At 46.5% G+C, this 15709-nt stretch carries 12 protein-coding genes and 2 pseudogenes; 5 read left to right on the top strand and 9 right to left on the bottom strand.

Annotation, left to right across the window (positions count from 1 at the left end; all coding sequences use genetic code 11):
• Window positions 1-5 precede the first annotated feature (5 nt).
• The 3 genes and pseudogenes from ACE5KN_RS02870 to ACE5KN_RS02860 form a co-directional block, all read right to left on the bottom strand.
• Window positions 6-1331 (bottom strand): helix-turn-helix domain-containing protein, encoded by a 1326-nt coding sequence (locus tag ACE5KN_RS02870; protein ID WP_375527715.1) that lies wholly within the window; start codon window positions 1329-1331, stop codon window positions 6-8.
• 280 nt (window positions 1332-1611) lie between these two features.
• On the bottom strand, window positions 1612-3117 hold the full coding sequence (locus tag ACE5KN_RS02865) for a helix-turn-helix domain-containing protein (RefSeq protein ID WP_375533028.1): 1506 nt from the start codon (window positions 3115-3117) through the stop codon (window positions 1612-1614).
• 594 nt (window positions 3118-3711) lie between these two features.
• Window positions 3712-4227 (bottom strand): annotated as a pseudogene (locus ACE5KN_RS02860) (MFS transporter); the annotation flags it as partial.
• Between the two features lie 189 nt (window positions 4228-4416).
• On the opposite strand from ACE5KN_RS02860, the gene tnpA reads away from it, so the two are divergent.
• Entirely contained in the window at window positions 4417-4818 is a 402-nt protein-coding gene (tnpA, locus tag ACE5KN_RS02855) for an IS200/IS605 family transposase (protein WP_375527716.1), read from the top strand.
• Between the two features lie 4 nt (window positions 4819-4822).
• Window positions 4823-5926 (top strand): IS200/IS605 family element RNA-guided endonuclease TnpB, encoded by a 1104-nt coding sequence (tnpB, locus tag ACE5KN_RS02850; RefSeq protein ID WP_375533027.1) that lies wholly within the window; start codon window positions 4823-4825, stop codon window positions 5924-5926.
• A 93-nt stretch (window positions 5927-6019) separates the two neighbouring features.
• Here the strand turns inward: tnpB and ACE5KN_RS02845 are convergent.
• A pseudogene (locus ACE5KN_RS02845) lies at window positions 6020-6570 on the bottom strand (MFS transporter).
• Window positions 6571-6626: 56 nt separating this feature from the next.
• Between ACE5KN_RS02845 and ACE5KN_RS02840 the strand changes: the two are divergent.
• Together ACE5KN_RS02840 and ACE5KN_RS02835 are read left to right on the top strand one after the other, a co-directional pair.
• The gene (locus ACE5KN_RS02840; RefSeq protein WP_375527004.1) at window positions 6627-6992 is read left to right on the top strand and encodes a TetR-like C-terminal domain-containing protein; all 366 of its coding nucleotides are present in this window, start codon (window positions 6627-6629) and stop codon (window positions 6990-6992) included.
• Window positions 6993-7097: 105 nt separating this feature from the next.
• Window positions 7098-7580 carry an EVE domain-containing protein gene (locus ACE5KN_RS02835; RefSeq protein ID WP_375527003.1) on the top strand — a complete coding sequence of 161 codons (483 nt, stop codon included), beginning with the start codon at window positions 7098-7100 and terminating at the stop codon, window positions 7578-7580.
• Between the two features lie 3 nt (window positions 7581-7583).
• Here ACE5KN_RS02835 and ACE5KN_RS02830 read toward each other — a convergent pair whose 3' ends face one another.
• Genes ACE5KN_RS02830 through ACE5KN_RS02820 form a run of 3 tightly spaced genes read right to left on the bottom strand, consistent with a single transcriptional unit; the run spans window position 7584 to window position 12365 of the window.
• Window positions 7584-10037 carry a glycogen/starch/alpha-glucan phosphorylase gene (locus tag ACE5KN_RS02830; RefSeq protein ID WP_375527002.1) on the bottom strand — a complete coding sequence of 818 codons (2454 nt, stop codon included), beginning with the start codon at window positions 10035-10037 and terminating at the stop codon, window positions 7584-7586.
• A gap of 59 nt (window positions 10038-10096) precedes the next feature.
• Window positions 10097-11200: a glucose-1-phosphate adenylyltransferase subunit GlgD gene (gene glgD, locus ACE5KN_RS02825; RefSeq protein ID WP_375527007.1), complete on the bottom strand. Its 1104-nt coding sequence runs from the start codon at window positions 11198-11200 to the stop codon at window positions 10097-10099.
• A 19-nt stretch (window positions 11201-11219) separates the two neighbouring features.
• Window positions 11220-12365 carry a glucose-1-phosphate adenylyltransferase gene (locus tag ACE5KN_RS02820; RefSeq protein WP_375527001.1) on the bottom strand — a complete coding sequence of 382 codons (1146 nt, stop codon included), beginning with the start codon at window positions 12363-12365 and terminating at the stop codon, window positions 11220-11222.
• A 359-nt stretch (window positions 12366-12724) separates the two neighbouring features.
• Between ACE5KN_RS02820 and ACE5KN_RS02815 the strand changes: the two genes are divergently transcribed.
• On the top strand, window positions 12725-12895 hold the full coding sequence (locus ACE5KN_RS02815) for a hypothetical protein (RefSeq protein ID WP_375527000.1): 171 nt from the start codon (window positions 12725-12727) through the stop codon (window positions 12893-12895).
• Window positions 12896-12969: 74 nt separating this feature from the next.
• On the opposite strand, the gene ACE5KN_RS02810 is transcribed toward ACE5KN_RS02815, so the two are convergent.
• Window positions 12970-14682 (bottom strand): methyl-accepting chemotaxis protein, encoded by a 1713-nt coding sequence (locus ACE5KN_RS02810; protein ID WP_375526999.1) that lies wholly within the window; start codon window positions 14680-14682, stop codon window positions 12970-12972.
• Window positions 14683-14839: 157 nt separating this feature from the next.
• The gene (locus ACE5KN_RS02805; RefSeq protein WP_375526998.1) at window positions 14840-15643 is read right to left on the bottom strand and encodes a DUF3891 family protein; all 804 of its coding nucleotides are present in this window, start codon (window positions 15641-15643) and stop codon (window positions 14840-14842) included.
• Window positions 15644-15709 lie beyond the last annotated feature (66 nt).

Genomic DNA, 15709 nt, shown 5'->3' with positions numbered 1-15709 from the left:
ACCGGTCAGCCTTCAACAAAGGTTTTGTTTTTCGGTGTCTTCAATAGCCTAACACTATCTACGATATTGTTATCAATGATTAAAGTGGCTGACTTTGTTAAGCTCTCTAATAAGTACGTATAGCCAACCTCAAACTCGCCTTTTTGTAAGTAGTAATTAGACAATTCATTCAGCAAACGTGTATAGCGCTGCGCTTTGAATCTCTTATCATATACTCTTGTTCCCTCCATCTGCTCACCCAGAGGCTTGATTTCCGAATCAAAGTGCAAAAGGATATCATCAATATTTACATTAAAACTGTTGGCGGCTTCGACAATATTTAGTAATGATAATAGAAGATCTTCTTTATTCGTTTCAATATATTCTACATACTTGTAAAGGACACTGAAATCTCCTGAAAACAATTTTGTAATATAACGATTAGCTTTTGCCCATCCCGCAAATAGTTCCTTCCAATGGTGGTTCTCTTCATCATTCTCTTTTACCCAATTCAAATCAGCATATCTTGAAACAAATTCTAGAGCTTGATCATAATCTCCCCACTCATGATATGCCTCACCCCGAAGCAAATCACTGTAAGCAACATATACAAACAACGGCCTGCTCAGTCTAGAATACGGGTTCGTCCCATTTCGCTTTTGCCGATGCTTAGTAAAATAATGCCTTCTTGCCCTGACCCCCATCATTTCGGCAAACTTGTCCACCTTGTCCCACTTGCGCAGTGAACGATAGACGTTCGCCAAATCTTTCAACGCATCCAACTGCAGTACCTCATCCAATCGTTCTGCATATGGCTCAAACTGGGCCGCTGCCTGTAAATTTAACGACTGATCGTCACCCAGCCTGATCTTAAACAAACGATATTGGCAGAGAGCGAGACGCTCGGAATGCTGAGAATGCTCTGTTTTGGCTACTTCCTCATATAAAACGGCTGCTGCCTCCTTTTTTCCAGCTTGCAGCAGCTCTTCCGCTGCATCAAAAAGTACGGGACAGTACACCAGATTATCCAGCAGCCAACTGACGACCTGATAAATACAATCCAGCTTGTCCAAATCAGCACATCTGAGTATAAACGGCTTAAGCCGCCTCCAATTCGGTTGAGTTGTAGCCATATTATCTTGTATGTACAGATCGTAAAAATGTCCTTCCGGGAGCTCCATCAGCTTGGTAATCCTGTCTAGCTGATTCACCGACATGGTCCTTCTCCCAGTGATGATCGAGCTAAGACTTCCCACATTGAGGCCTGTCTTTCGTCCCAAATCACTAAGTGTAAGCTTTTCGCGTCCCATAAACTTCTCGACTTCTGAGCGTATCGTGGTTGTCTTATCCAAATGAACCACTCCTTCATAAGTTGACATACCGCTTAATCTATTGATGTCAGCAAATGATTAGGTGCCCTTTCGTAAACAAACTCTAAAATTTTATTCCATTAAAAATAGTATGCTACTTAATGTATATATTTAGGAGGTGTAAATTTCACCATTAAAAAAAGGCCAGCTATAGAAACTGGCCTTTCTGATGTACTTATGTAGGCTTTTTTATGCTCCCCCGTGACTTTCAAAAGGTTTGTAAATCGATCCCAAACTTGGTACCTCATAAACCAATATAATACTAACGACTACTAGAAACAAGGCGATTATTTTTTTCATTTTGGTACACCTCACTAAAAAGGATTTGGTATGCCGCCTGTGTTTCGGAAGCTGCATACTCTCTAAAGCTTTCAAACAGACTAACACTTTTTATAATAATAGACTCGTTATTAATGATAAACGACCTTTGTAAACTATCTAATAAATAATTAAACCCAACTCCATTCTCGCCTTTTTGCAAGTAATATTCTGACAATTCATTCAGTAAACGTGAATAGCGTTCTGCTTTGAATCTCTTATCGTAGATTATTGTCCCTTCTAATTGTTCGCCCAGAAACTTGATTTCTGAATCAAAGCGAGAAAGGATACCATCAACATTCGCTTTATAAGTGTTAGCTACCTCGACAATATTCAATAATGCTAAAAGAATCTCATCCTTATTTCTTTCAAAGTAATTTACATAATCATTAAGTACACTAAGATCTCCCGAAAATAATTTAGCTACAAAGAAATTTGCTTTTGCCCACCCTTGAAATAATCCCTTCCAATGATTGGTGTCTTCGTCGCGCTCCTTAACCCAGCTTAAATCAGCATATCTTGAAGCAAACTCCAAGGCTTGCTCATATCTCCCTCGTTCTTCAGAAACAGTGCCCCGAAGCAAATCACTATAAGCAACATAGACAAATAGCGGTCTGCTCAGTTTAGAATACGGGTCTTCCCCACTGCGCTTCTGCCGGTGCTCTGCAAAGTAATGCCTTCTTGCCCTAGTCCCCATCATTTCGGCAAACTTGTCCACCTTGTCCCATTTACGAAGGGAACGGTAGACATTCGCCAGATCCTTAAGCGCATCCAGCTGCAGCACCTCATCCAATCGTTCCACGTACGGCTCGAATTGGGCTGCCACCTCCAGGTTTTGCGCCTGATCATCACCTAATCTGATCAAAAACAAACGATACTGGCAAAGAGCGAGACGCTCGGAGTGCTGGGAATGCTCCGTTACGGCCACACCTTCATATAAAATGGCGGCGGCCTCCTTTTTTCCCGCCTGCAGCAGCTCCTCCGCCGCTTCAAACAGCACGGGACAGTACACGATGTTGTCCAACAGCCAACTGGTGACCTCTTGAATGCAATCCAGCTTGTTCAAATCGGCGCATCTGAGAATAAAAGGTCTGAGCCGTCTCCAATTCGGCTGAGTCGCGGCCCTATTATCTTGTATGTACAGGTTGTAAAAATGGCCTTCCGGGAATCCCATCATCTCGGTGATCCGGTCAAGCTGGTTCACCGCCATCATCCTCCCGCCAGTGATGATCGAGCTAAGACTTCCCACATTGATCCCGGTCTTGCGCCCCAAATCACTGAGTGTCAGCCCTTCGTGTTCCATAAACTTCTCGACTTCTGAGCGTATCGTGGTTGTCTTGTCCAATTTAACCACCCCACAATAGGTTGACATTCTTCGCAATATCTTGATGTCATTCCAATAACCCAGGAACCCTGTTGTAAGAAAAACGTTGTTTCGATGTGCTTTCATAGAAGACAGACCGCATTTGGCAGCAGTTTTTCTTGAGATTTCAGGAAGCTACGGTTAGGAAGTTTATACTTTCTGAAATCTTAAACAAAGCTAGAATATTATTCCTGTTGGCATCATTATACTACTTTATGGTATGTATGTATATATTTTTCTAGCGTTTTTGAGATAAAAATTTCCCTGAAATATCGCAATTAAGTCACATTTTTTTATCAAAATAAGCTGCACCATGTTATTCAGAAATCGATGAGATATTTCAGGGATATTAGACATCAAATACTACAATGGAACCCAAAAGAAATCGAGGAGGATCCATATGATCAAATTGTTTCTCGGATGCACATCTATCTTATCTTCTGTAATCATTCTATGTACCGGGTTCCTAATCTCTGCGCTTAAGTCTGTGGATCGTTCTGCCGACATCAATAGCGGGGCATTTCGATATAGCATTTTTAATATTGATCTTTGGTGGTTTGTAATTCCTGTCCTTCTTCTCATCATTGGTTTTTGGTTTATATACCTGAGTGTTGCAAAAATTTCTGTGAAACGAGATCAATCGGAATAGGTTGATCTCTTTTATAGGTGAAAGTAATTGACTTAACTCTTGCCAGATATTTTATTAGGTAAGAAGGCTATAAAAATGAGTGAAAATAAAGTGAAGCCGACCGTCCACATAAATGTATGATTAAAAGCTGTGTTCAGCGTCGTTATATTCATAACAGATTGAGATGTCATTTGATTTTGTAAGATGACTGCAAGCACTGAAGCGCCAAAAGCTCCTCCGATTTGCTGTAGAATCCGAGTGGCACTGCTGGCATGCGGAACCTGTTCTTTACTTAATCCTTCATAAGCTGTTGCCATAACAGGTAGCATAATCCCTCCAAGTCCTCCGCCACGGACAACGAGGGCGATGGCAAGCAGAAGTTCGCTGGTATTAACTTGGCAAAAGGCAAAGGGGATGGTTCCGAGTATTGTCAGAAGGGTACCGCAGAACACGATCCATCGAGAGCCGATTGTACCTGTAAGTTTACCTGCTAATGAACGCGTCAATAACATCCCTACCCCTTGAGGAATCAATAATAACCCTGAAACGAGAACGCTCTCCCCGCGAACTTGTTGATAAGGAGTTTTCGCAAACTCGCGACTTTAGTCATGAGTAAGAAAGCTTCGGTTCAGGCATGTCATTTAACATGTCAATGAACCGACATATGGTATACATTATTTTAAATATAATCTACATTTTATCAATATTTCCGATGTGTTTTTCTATGACGTATGGTAAAATAATCTTGGTGATAAATGATGGTAGAAACTAGGCGTGGCAGAGGGTATGTTTACGCTCTCGAATACCATATCGTATGGTGCGTGAAATACCGACACCGAGTCCTCACGGATGAAGTGGACGCTAGACTCAAGGAAATTCTCCTGCAAGTCGCGTCCGACTACAACTTTACCATCTCCGAAATGGAAACAGATCAAGACCATATCCATGTTCTGGTCGAATGCACGCCACAACATTCCATACCCAATATGGTCAAAGTGTTAAAAGGAATTTCTGCAAGACTTCTGTTTAAAGAATTTCCGCAGCTCAAGAAAAAGCTGTGGGGAGGTCACTTGTGGAATCCCTCTTACTTTGTGGCGACCGTCAGCGAGCATACCGAAGAACAAATCCGGAAGTATATTCAAGATCAGAAAGTGAAGTGAGAATATGCTTGTCCATAAAGCCTACAGGTTTCGTATCTATCCCAACCAGGATCAGATCGTTCTCATTAACAAGACGCTCGGCTGTTCCCGTTTTGTCTTTAATCATTTTCTGGGACTATGGAATGAAACATACCACAGTACAGGCAAAGGATTGTCGTATACCAAATGCTCTGCTAAATTAACCAAATTGAAGCAAAAACTCGTATGGCTCAAAGAACCGGATAAATTCTCTTTGCAAAATGCTCTGCAACATCTGGCCGATTCCTTTGAGAAATTTTTCAGAAAACAGAATGATGCACCGAGATTTAAGAGCAAAAAGAATCCGGTACAGTCGTATCAAACTAACTACACCAATGGCAATATTTCGATCACAGGTAATAAAGTGAAACTACCCAAATTAGGGCTCGTGAAATTTGCGAAGTCCAGAGAAGTAGAGGGTCGCATCATCAGTGCAACGATTAGGCGCAATCCTTCAGGAAAATACTTTGTTTCGCTGTTAGTGGAAACCGATATAGAGCCCCTGCGAAAAACAAACCGGGAAGTCGGGATTGACGTGGGGCTTAAAGATTTCGCAGTTCTATCTAACGGTGAAGTGTTTGAGAATCCGAAATTTCTACGGAAGATGGAGCAAAAACTCATTCGTGAACAACGCATTCTTTCCAGACGGGTGGGAGGTTCCGCCAACTGGAATAAACAACGGGTGAAGGTGGCACGCATTCATGAACGTATTACCAATGCCCGAACAGACTACCTGCAAAAGATTTCAACGCATATCGTCAAAAACCACGACCTGATTGCGATTGAAGATTTGCAGGTAGCTAACCTGATGAAAAATCACAAGCTGGCCAAAGCCATTAGCGAAGTATCTTGGAAGCGATTTGGGAAAATGCTTGAATATAAGGCTAAATGGTACGGACGCAGGTTTGTAGCCGTAGGTAAAACCTTCGCCTCGTCTCAAATCTGTTCGTGTTGCGGCTACCAACATAAAGAGGTCAAGGATCTTCGTCTACGGGAGTGGGAATGTCCAGCATGCCACAGCCACCATGACCGGGATGTCAATGCAAGCAGAAACATTCTTGCCGAAGGCAAAAGACTTCTGAATGAATAGTTGCAAGAACCGCAGGGACTGCGGGGATAGCCTGGCGGCATATCACATGCTAATTCTGTTCAGTAGAATGGATTACCCAGGAATCTCGTGGCTTTAGCCATGAGAGGCTTCAAAATAGAGTGGAAGTAATAACATACCTCCATAAGACGATAGACCTGATAAAAATAAAAGACAGGAGGATGCGGTAAAGGGCTTGCTTTTAAATAAACGTATATCAATTACTGGATTGTTAGATTTTCTTAAAACATAAAGGCAGAAGACCATTAGAAATAAAAGCCCAATGACAATAGGGATGATGACTGAACTTTGAAAAAAGCCATGATCTGAACTGACGTTGGTAAGTCCATAAATAATCAACACGATACTGGGTGATAACAAGGATAAACCAAGGGTATCTAGTTTTTGAAGCTGATTTGTGACATCATCCTTGGGTAATCCCCTTGCGTCCAGGATTAAAGCGATTAAACAAACAGGAAGATTGACATAAAAAATCCAACGCCAGTTAAGATAATTAATAATAACCCCACCTAATACAGGTCCAAGAATAGGCCCAATAAGTACAGGTAACCAACAATAGCCATTAATTTACCTAGTTTCTCTCCCCCAGCTGCCCGGCCAATCATGGTCTGCATGATTGGTATCATCAAACCACCACCCAATCCTTGAATCACCCTAAAAACAATGAGACTTCCCACATTCCATGATAAACCTGATAAAAGATGAAATCCCTAATACTGGCGACCTGCGAAGCGATGTTATCATCGCACTGAATCGATTGAATGAAATCCTACGTCAAATTGGGCCAGAAACGATTCATGGATTAATGTCTGTTCTAACAGGGATCCCCTTATCTGAATTGATCAATTTCCGAAGAACCCATACCATGCAAACCATTCTGAAACGGGCAGTAGAGCGAGGAGAAATTAGGGGTGAGAAGATTACTCCACGGATTACAAGTCTGCCTGTTGATCTTGTTAGACATGAGGTGTTAATTACCTATGAACCTGTGTCACAGGACACCATTGCTGAAATTGTGGATGAGATTTTTTTACCGTTAATTAAGTGAACTTGTTTCGACCCAGTTAAAAAAGATGAAACGCTGCTGACATAATGCTGTCAGCAGCGTTTTTGTATAGTTGAGATAGTTCAAACGAAAGGAAGGCATACGAAGATGACCGATAAAATACATGATATCGTGATTGATGAAAATAACCGTTTTTGGCTCGGTGTAGTCTCTGCATCCCACGTTAGCCGTGCGGTGGAAGAAGGGGTCGCGCAGACCTGTCACGGGAAAGCGGGGCCGCTCGGGAGAATGCGATCAGGGGATTGGTTTATCTACTACTCTCCTCGCACAGACTTGAAGGCAGGAGAGGCCCTGCAGGCATTTACAGCAATTGGCCGGGTCGCAGACGATGTCGTCTATCCCTATAAAATGAGTGAAGATTTTATTCCATATCGCCGCAATATGCATTATCTGCCTTGCCGGGCCGTTAAAATCGCCAATCTGTTGGACAAGCTGACCTTCACCAGAGAAAGACGCAACTGGGGTTACTCATTCCGCTTCGGGCAATTAGAAATCAGTCGGGAGGATTTTGTGACCATAGCCAATGAGATGCTGAAGGTTGATTTAATCCTGAATTGTAAAAACGTGTGAACGTTAATACACCTTCCTGCTCGAAATATCCTCGTCCAGAGGACGGATTTGCCAGATATCGTCCGCATACTGCCGGATGGTGCAGTCGCTTGCAAACTTCCCTGCATGCGCCATGTTCGCGATCGCCCGCCCCGTCCAATCCGACGGATCGCGGTATATCTGGTCGATTTGGGCCTGTGTGTCCACATATGCCGCAAAATCCTCCAGCACAAAATATTCATCATTATGGTCGATCAATGACCGGTAAACCGCTTCAAACTCCCACTCATGGCTCGTGAAAGGACCTGTCTGGATCATCTGCCCCAGCAGTCTGCGCAGCCGTTCATCCTCCTCGCTCTTGCGGCGCGCGGAATATCCTCCTGTACGATAATATTCGAGCACCTGCTCCGCACGGAGACCGAAGATAAACATATCCCGGTCTCCCACCATTTCATGCATTTCAACATTGGCGCCATCCATCGTGCCGATCGTTAAGGCCCCGTTCATCATAAATTTCATATTCCCCGTACCGGAAGCCTCCTTGCCGGCAGTGGAAATTTGCTCGCTCACGTCCGCGGCCGGGATAATGAGCTCAGCGAGAGATACAGAGTAGTTTTCCAGAAAAACAACCTTTATCCGATCTCTTGCCTGCGGGTCATGATTGACCGTGTCAGCCACATTGTTAATCAGCTTGATGATCTGCTTCGCCAAATAATAACCCGGAGCGGCTTTGGCCCCAAATATGAAGGTGCGCGGAGTCATGTCCCTGGCCGAATTTTCTTTAAGTTCATTGTACAAGTGCATGATATGCATAATGTTCAGCAGCTGCCGTTTATAGCCATGAAGCCGCTTGACCTGCACGTCAAAAATGGATAAAGGATCGACAGATATCCCCTGTCTGCTCAGAATATATCCTGCCAGCCTCCGCTTGTTGTTCTGCTTGATGTCCTGCACCCGCTGCTGGAAGGATGAATTCCCGGTATACTGCAGCAATCCGGTTAATCCGCGTGGATCGTGGACCCAAGCTTCACCAAGCGTTTCTTTATAAAGCTCCGCCAGCTCCGGATTGGCATGCATCAGCCACCGCCTGTGCGTAATGCCGTTCGTCTTGTTGTTGAAGCGGTCCGGGAACAGCTCGTGGAACGGCCTCATCTCGCGCTGCTTTAATATTTCCGTATGAAGCGCAGCCACGCCGTTTACACTGTAACTGCCCACAATAGCCAGATTGGCCATGCGGATCTGGTCCCCATAGATGATGGCCATCTCTGACATCCGCCGTTCATCGCCCGGATACCGCTCCAGCAGCATGGCGCAGAACCGTTTGTTGATCTCCTCAATGATCATATAGACACGCGGCAGCAGTTCGCGGACCATGGGCACAGGCCATTTCTCCAGCGCTTCGCTGAGGATCGTATGGTTTGTATAAGCTACTGTTCTGCTTGTAATATCCCATGCCTCATCCCAGCCCATGCCTTTCACATCGATCAGGATACGCATCAATTCCGGAATAACGAGCGTCGGATGTGTATCATTGATATGGATGGCGATTTTGTCAGGCAGATGATCATAGGAAAGCTGCTGTTTGTCATAGGTGCGCAGAATGCTTTGCAGACCGGCAGAGCAGAGAAAATACTGCTGCTTCAAGCGCAGCCGCTTGCCCTCTTCATTCGAATCATCCGGGTACAGGAACTCCGAGATCGACTCAATGGATCGGCTGTATTCCAGATATTTATAATAGCCCTCTCCGCCCGAAAAATGGCCTGCCGCCAGGTCCAACCCCGACTCTGCGCTCCAGATCCGCAGTGTATTGACGTTGCCCCGCCTGTAGCCGATCAACGGAATATCGTACGGAACGGCCCAGATTTTTTCTGCGTCCTTGGTTTCGAAAATAAGGCGGCCGTTTTCCTCGCGGCTTTCCACCCTGCCCCAGAAAAAGACCTCAACCTTCTTCTCAGGGCGGCGGACTTCCCACACATTGCCCTTCTGCAGCCAATAATCCGGCAGTTCCACCTGATTGCCGTCCACAATCCGCTGCTCGAAAAGACCGTATTTATAACGGATGCCGCAGCCATGTCCCGCATAACCCAGCGAAGCAAGCGAATCCATAAAGCAGGCGGCCAGCCGGCCAAGACCGCCGTTGCCGAGACCCGCATCCGATTCCTGCGCTTCGATCGCTTCGAGCCCCCAGCCCAGCTCGCTCAGCCCTTCCCTGACCATATTCAGGACACCCAGATTCAGCAGATTATTCCCGAGCAGCCGGCCCATCAAGAATTCCAGCGAGAAATAATAGACCTGCTTCTCCCCACGCTCCTTATATGCCTGATTCGTTCTGGCCCAGTTTTTGCCGACATATTCCCTGATCATGCTGCCCAATATTTTGTACACGTCATCGGCCCTGGCTTCCGCCAGGGGAATTCCAAGACGTCCGATAAGGCGCAGCCGAAATTGTTCCTTGAACTCTTCCTTATTGCTGAACAAAGGTGAGTACCTCCTGATCCTTAGCCGATTCTTCTGCAGCACATCAGCCAGAGTATGGATTACATTTTGGTATTTTTGGCGATAACATAGGGACTTTTGGCGCTGCCGATCAAGGTGGTCTCCTCGGATAATCTGACATCCTTGTCGAGAATGACATTCTCAATGACAGCTCCTTCACGGATGACGCATTTTTGCATAATAATTGAATTGCTGACCCGCGCCCCCTTATGGATCTGTACCCCTCTGAAAATGACGCTGTTCTCCACTCTTCCGCCAATGATGCAGCCGTTGGCAACCAAAGAGTTTTCGACCTCAGCCCCGTCCAGGTATCTTGTGGGAGCCTCATATTTGATTTTGGTATGGGCTGGCCTGTGCTGGAATAACGCCTGATATTGCTTTTGGTCCAGCAGCGCCATACTGTGCTTGAAATAGCTCTCCACCGAATTGATCAAGGCATGATAGCCGTCATAGCGATAGGCATAAATTTGCAGCCGCTCCGGATTGCGCTGGATGGCGTCGCGAAAAAAGTTGCTGTCGCCATGCGCGATGCAGCGTTCCGCCTCCTGCAGATACAGCCTTTTATCCATGATGAATATTTCCATGTATATATTATGATGGCCTTGCTCCTGATGAATCCCCGTCACCCGTCCGTCCTCATTCACCTCCAGACGGGTGCAGGGCCCATGCTCCGGTTTAAGCTGCTCCACCTGCCGGTATACGAGCGTAACGTCAGCTCCCTTCTCTTTGTGAAACCGGTAGACGTCCCCGATATCCACTTTGTTGACATGGCGGGAGCCGGAATGAACGATGGTTTCTCCTGCAGCACGCTTAAAGAAATCCAGATTATTATGCACATGCTGCAGATCCCCTTTGGACGTATCCGTTGGATCATTCCAGTCCGGAGGGAGCACGAACAGCCCGCCGCGTTTGCGGTCCAGGTCCCACGGGCGCCCATCCCCCAAATGATCCAGCAAGGATCGATACTTCCTGCGGATGAACAGAGCCGTATCCAGAATACCCGCATACATCATATTGGACAGTGTAAAGTCGATGAGCCGGTAGCGGCCTGCAAAGGGAACGGCCGCCCCGCAGCGGAAGTAAGTCAGCTCCTTCAGATGATCCAGTTCATTGTCCAGGTTAATAACGCCGATCAGTGGGTTCATGCTTTCACCGTCCATTTCCTTAATAATTTTGGGCCGCCTTCACTTCCGTGTCATGGTCAATCAGCACGATATCCTCCGCATCACCGCCAATCACGGCATCATCTTCAATCATGACGTTCTCGCTTACAATCGCACGATGGATGCGGACATGGCGTCCGATCTTCACGCCAGGCATAATGACGGAATCCGATACATGGCTGCCCTCTCCGACCTCTACCCCATAGAAGAGAACCGAATGCTCGACTCTGCCGCTTACGACGCAGCCTTCATTCACGATGCAATTGTTGAGAACCGCATTGGGGGATATATACTGTGCGGGCTGATTCGGGCTTCTTGTAAAAATGCGCCAGTCCGGGTCGTTCAGATTCAGGGGAGGATCAGGTGCCAGCAGGTCCATGTTGGCTTCCCACAGGCTTTGAATGGTGCCTACATCCTTCCAGTATCCCTGGAACGGGTAAGCATACAGTGTTTTGCCATAACTGAGCATGAGCGGGATGATATCCTTGCCGAAATCATGCGAGCTGTCGAGGTTTTGCGAGGCTGTGATCAAATACTCCCTGAGCACGCTCCATTTAAACAAATAAATGCCCATGGACGCGAGGGTGCTTTTCGGCTGCTGCGGCTTTTCTTCGAATTCATAAATTTGCAGGTTTTCATCCGTATTCAATATCCCGAAGCGTCTGGCTTCTTCAATGGTGACATCAATAACGGAAATCGTGCAATCGGCGTTCTTCTCTTTGTGGAAGTTCAGCATGGTCGCATAATTCATTTTATAGATATGGTCGCCGGAAAGAATGAGCACATGCTCGGGGTTAAACTGTTCAATAAATTTGAGATTTCTGAAAATCGCATCCGCCGTTCCTCTGTACCAGCTGTTGCCGTCCTCCCTTTCATGGGGTGGCAGCACATAGACGCCGCCGTTTCTGCGGTCCAGATCCCAATCGCTCCCCACGCCGATATAGGAATGCAGAACAAGCGGCTCGTATTGTGTCAGCACTCCAACCGTATCGATACCGGAATGAGCGCAGTTGCTGAGGGGAAAGTCGATAATTCTGTACGTTCCGCCAAAATAGACGGCAGGCTTGGCAAGCGTTCGCGTTAATCCTTTCAACCGTTTGCCCTGTCCGCCCGCGAGCAGCATCGCCAGCACTTCTTTGTTCTGCATGAAAATTCCTCCTTCAATGTGCGAAAATGCGAACCATTTTGCAGCTAGGGATACGAACATCTATGCAACAACATATTCAACCGGTCTGGCATCAATACTAGGGAGATGAAGTTCAGGTGATAAGCTGGAGATATTGGCTGATCAGAAGAATTTTATGGACAAGCCGTATGAAGCAGTATGTAAGCATGGTGAATGTGGCCAGAGATTACACAGTATCCATTAAACGTAAAAAATCTGAAGTAATCGCGAATGAAGATCTATTATAAAGCTCTATAAGTTTCAGGCTTCCGTGAAAGGGTAAACAGTGATTATAGCAGGGAAGACAAAGCTATATATAATCTCGTGAGGAGGGATTCCCGATGGCATTGGATAACAAGAAGCTTATGGTCGCTGCACTGGGCTTGGGAGCGACCTACCTGATAAGAAACAAGGATGCACGCACAAAACTGATCAACGGGTTCCAGTCGTTGCTGAACAGAGGCTCAGGCAAAGCAGTAAGCGGCACGGGTACGAATACAATTCCGAAATAGTTTTCCGGCATTGCTGCCGCTCAGTCCCTTTGGCTCCGGCCAGAGGGACTTTTGCTTACAGTACTATATTTCAACTAGATTTTAAACTGTTTTATTGTATTTTGCAGATCATCCGCCAGACCGGCAAGCGCTTGGGCAGAAGAGGTGATTTCCTCCATGGAGGCGAGCTGCTCCTGAGTTGCGCCGGAGATGCTTTGCGAATTTCCGGCAGATTCCCTCGCCACCGAGCTGACTTCCATTACGGCGGCATTCACATTTTCCGTACCGTCAGCCAATCGGTCCAGCGCTTCTGAAATTTCCTCAATCTGTAGAACCACTCTGTTCACTGCCTGATCTATGCTGGAGAAAGAGTCCCCTGCGTGCTGGACAACGTTCATGCCGGAGTAAACCTCTTCGGAGGCCTTTTCCATAGTTCGCAGCGTATGCTCCGTTTCGCTTTGGATCAGCTTAATCAGCCCGGAAATTTGCTCGGTTGAGTTCTTGGATTCTTCAGCAAGCTTTCTCACCTCATCGGCAACAACGGCAAAGCCTTTGCCATGCTCGCCCGCCCTGGCCGCTTCAATCGCGGCATTCAAGGCCAATAAATTCGTCTGGTCCGATATGCCTGTAATCACACTTGTGATTTTGCCAATTTCATTGGAGCGCTCATTCAGATTTTTTACCGCTTCCGACAAGCTGTTGACATTCACATGGATGGAATTCATCTGTTGACGCACTTCACCGATCGCCTGATTGCCTTCGGAGGACATTTGTGAGGCCTGCAGCACATCTCTTTTCATTTTCTCCGTATTATCAGCGATCGTCCTTGTATGCTCGCTTATGGCCCCAATAACTCTTGAGCTCTCTTCGATTTGATCCACTTGTTTTTCCGAACCATATGCAAGCTCCTGAGCGACCGTCGTAATATGCTCGCTGGCCTTGCTGTTTTCTTCGGCATTGGCGCTTAATTCCTCCGAAGCTGAAGCGACCAGCAATGAAGACTCCTGTACAGTATTAAATACGGATTGAAGCCTTGAGGTCATATTGTTGAATGATCCGGTCAGCTCGCCGATTTCATCCCTGGAGCGGTAGCTGCCTTTGACGGTAAAATCTCCGCTTTCCGCTTGCTGCAGCAAGCCCACCACTTCTTTAACCGGTTTGACAATCATGCGGGCAATCATTGTGCTAAGCAGAATTAACAGCAGAAGAGCCGCAATAATAAGAACTGTCACGAAAATTGTTATGGTGCGCGAGCTTTCCTGATTCGTGGCGTTAATTGAACCGGCAGTAGCAATATTGGATTTCTGGAGGGCTTTCAGCGTATCATTAACCAGCTGACGGTTCTTCTCCACACCCTCCAAATAGACGCGATAGGCTTCTGCATTATTATTTTGGATGGCCAATTCAATAACCTGATTTCTGCTCTCGCTCAGCAGCTTCACTTGTTCCTTGTATTGATTGAGCAAATCCTGCTGTTCCCCGGTTAATTTGCCTTTTTCCATTTCTGCGACGAGAGCGTCAACTTCTTCCCAGGCCGAGGAAATCTCTTCCTGCAGCTGTTTGTTTCTGGCCGCATCCTCTGTAATCATCAGCTCAAGAGTATATGCATCGCTCGCTCTCGCATTTACCCTGATTTGCATAATATTCCCTAAAGGAATCAGGTTCTCTTCGTACATTGCCTCCGAGTTTTTGGTCATGGCCATAATATAATTTAATCCCAAAAACCCTACCGAGCCGAGCGCCAATGCGCTTACAACGATAATAATCAACAGCTTCTTTGTGATGGAAAGATTTTTTAGCAGCTTCACAATGGTGTCTCCTTTGAATGTTTATTCTCAGGAGTAATATCGGTTTGATATCAAGAGAGTTGAATGGATAAAATTATCCATTTTCTTAATATAGCCGCAGCGGAGTTGTTGAAAAAAAGCGGGCATGAAGATACGGACCCGGATTGGAGTACTTTCATTACTTATGGGAGCTCAGAAATTCAGCAGCCAATCTCTCAATTGAAACGGTGCGCTGCTGCACCAGTGCTAAGCGATAGGCCTCCGCAAGGCCGTGCTCCCGGATGTCCCGCTTGTGAACGGTACGGTATACATGCGTTACCCGGGCATTGTGCTCAAACGGATTAAAGGAGAGGCCAACACTATTCTCCGAGTTCCATTCGGCACGGATAACGCCGTGCCCGAGGCCTGCCGTGCTCAGGCCGCCAGCAAACCATTCATACTGGGAAGCCGGCGTACCCGGAGGCTGCATGCAGATGAACAAGCTCAGCTCATCGCAGAACATCAGTCTTTGCAGATCGGACTGCAGCCGGTCATGCCAGACATCGATGCCGCCAAGCAACTGATAGAGACGAGATCTTCTCTCTTCTTCATCCGCAAGATATTCATGAATGATCCGTATATCCTCTTGATGCTCGCCGCGGCTTCGCTCCACCAGCTCGCTGTACATGCTGCTGCACAGCAGCGCGGCATAGGGGTGCTCCTTCTCCACTTCATCGATGCCCAATTTATAAAACACAAAACGGGGACTCAGCGGAAAATCCTTGAACGTATACGGAGCCGCTGCATGATCGTTCCAGAACGGGGCGGCATCCAGCCGAATCCAGCCCTGGTCATGCCGGAAAGCCGCGTACACCAGCTCCTCCCTGTTGTCCGGAAAGCCGAGATGCTCCACCTTCCAGTTGGAGGCCAACTCACCTGCAATGCGGCCGTGGTCATGCTGTGCAGTCATGACAAATGCGTCTTCCGTTTCGAATACAATCATAATCAGCACCCCCTGTCATGATGTCTTTCTCGCTTTGTCTCTTTCATTATAACAATGGCTTGCGAC

Origin of the sequence: Paenibacillus terreus, from assembly GCF_042138595.1 — a bacterium.
In the GTDB taxonomy this organism is placed as follows: domain Bacteria; phylum Bacillota; class Bacilli; order Paenibacillales; family Paenibacillaceae; genus Paenibacillus; species Paenibacillus terreus.
Note: the sequence above shows the minus strand (reverse complement) of the source record. Positions and strands in the feature narration are given on the sequence as shown.